Genomic DNA, 2,404 nt, shown 5'->3' on the forward strand with positions numbered 1-2,404 from the left:
ATCAACTACCTGGCCTACAACAACGAGGTCCGGCGGGACGTGACCTCCTCGAACGTGCCACCTCGGGTGCTCAACGAGTACGACCGCGCCGCCTTCAGACCAGCCATCGCCGCCGACGCGGCAACCGGGATGATGGCCGCCTACAACCTGGTCAACGGACGTCCCGCGACAGTCGATCCGGACCTGGACACCGTGGTCCGCGGCTGGACCGACCAGACCCTGATGAACGTCACGGACGCCTGGGCGCCGAACAACCTGGTCAACTCGCAGAAGTACTACAGCACCCAGGCCGAGGCGAACGCGGCGATCATCAAGGCCGGGCTCAGCAGCTTCATCACCGACGACACCAACGCCCAGCCGACAGTCACCGCGATCAAGCAGGCCCTCGCCGCCGGCCTGCTCACCGAGGCGGACATCGACGCCCGGATCCGGGACATTCTGACCATCCGGTTCCGACTGGGTGAGTTCGACCCGGGCGGCGGCCGGTACGGCGGCATCACAGCGGATGTCATCAACAGCCCCCACCACCAGCGACTGGCCCGGCAGGCCGCCGGCGAGGCGATGGTGCTGCTGAAGAACGAGCGGCAGGCACTACCGCTGGACCCGGCCCGGACCCGCAAGGTGGCGGTGCTCGGCCCGCTGGGCGACACCCTCTACTCCGACTGGTACGGCGGCGACCTGCCGTACCAGGTGACGGCGCTGGACGGCATCCGTGAACGGTTGGGCGGCTCGGCCAGTGTGAGCGGGCTCGACGGCGCGGACCGGATCGCCCTGAAGGATGTGCGGACCGGCAAGTACGTCTCGGCCACCGGCACCACCGACGCCAACCCGGTTCTCGGGACCGGCGCGACCCCGGCGCTCGTCGCCCAGTTCGACGTGGTCGACTGGGGGCAGGACGTGGTGACGCTGCGCAACGCCGCCAACGGCCGCTACCTCGGTTACAACTGGGGCCCGTTCGTCACCCGCGACGAGCAGCCGAACGGTTGGTACGTCCAGCAGCAGTTCAAACTGGAGCCGCAGCCGGACGGAACGGTGGTGCTGCGCTACGTCGGCTACGAGACCAAGGAGAGCTGGTTCGGCGCCGACACGTACGTGACGATCGGCGACGACGGCGCCCTCAAGCTCGGCGCATCGACCCCGGCCGCCGCTACCCACTTCAGTCGCGAGCTGATCAGCAGTGGGATCCACCGGGCGGTGGCGGCGGCCAAGGCGGCCGACACCGCTGTGCTGGTGGTCGGCAGCAACCCGTTCATCAACGGGCGGGAGGCGCACGACCGGACCTCCACGGCGCTGAGCGCCGGCCAGGAGGCGCTGGTCAAGGCCGTGGTCAGGGCGAACCCGCGGACCGTGCTGGTGCTCCAGACCAGCTACCCGGTCACCATCCGGTGGGAGCAGGAGCACGTACCGGCCATCGTCTGGACCACCCACGCGGGCGCGGAGACCGGTCACGCCGTCGCCGACGTCCTGTTCGGCGACCGCAACCCGTCCGGCCGGCTCACCCAGACCTGGTACCGCTCGGACTCGCAACTGCCGCCGGACCTGCTGGAGTACGACATCATCTCGTCCCGGCAGACCTACCTGTACAGCACCGCGAAGCCGCTCTACCCGTTCGGCCACGGGCTGTCGTACACGAGGTTCCGGTACGGCCAGCTACGTGCCGGCGCCCAGTCGGTGGCTGCCGACGGGACCATCACGGCCAGCGTCGACGTGACGAACGTCGGCAGCCGGGCCGGGACCGAGGTGGTTCAGCTCTACACCCACCAGCGCACCTCGCGGGACATCACCCCGATCCGTCAGCTCAAGGCGTTCGAGCAGGTGAGGCTCGCGCCCGGGCAGACCCGTACGGTGACCCTGCGCCTGCCCGCCACGGACCTGGCGCACTGGGACGTCACCCGCAGCCGGTGGGTGGTCGAGTCGTCAGTGCACGACCTGATGGTCGGAGCGTCCGCCGAGGACATCCGGGCCCGCGCCGCGGTCCGGGTCCGCGGTGAGACCATTCCGGCGCGGGACCTGTCCCGGCCCACCAGGGCGGAGAACTTCGACCGGTACGCGGGGGTCCGGCTGGTCGACGAGACGAAACCCAGCGGTACGGCGGTCGGTGCCACCGGGGCCGGTCAGTGGATCTCCTTCGACGGTTCCGCGTTACGGGCCGGCGCGCAGACCTTCAGCGCGAAGGTCGCCAAGGCCGGTGCGGGTGCCGGCACCATCCAGATCCGGTTGGGGTCGCCCACCGGCCGGCTACTCGGCACGGCCACCGTGCCCAGCACCGGCGACGACTACCGGTACGTCAGCACCAGCACCGAGTTGGCCCGTGCCGTCGGCACCCGCGACGTGTACCTGGTGTTCGACTCCCCGCTGCGGCTGGCGGAGTTCTCCATCAGCTGACCGGCGTTCGGGGCCGGGT

Annotated in this window: 1 protein-coding gene; it reads left to right on the forward strand. The window is 70.1% G+C overall.

Features of this window, described 5'->3' with window-relative positions; all coding sequences use genetic code 11:
* Positions 1-2,385: glycoside hydrolase family 3 protein (locus KBX53_RS29765; RefSeq protein ID WP_210862979.1), on the forward strand; the 2,385-nt coding region annotated here is incomplete at its 5' end.
* Between the last annotated feature and the right edge of the window lie 19 nt (positions 2,386-2,404).

Source organism: Micromonospora sp. M51 (genome assembly GCF_018070305.1).
Lineage (GTDB): Bacteria > Actinomycetota > Actinomycetes > Mycobacteriales > Micromonosporaceae > Micromonospora > Micromonospora parva.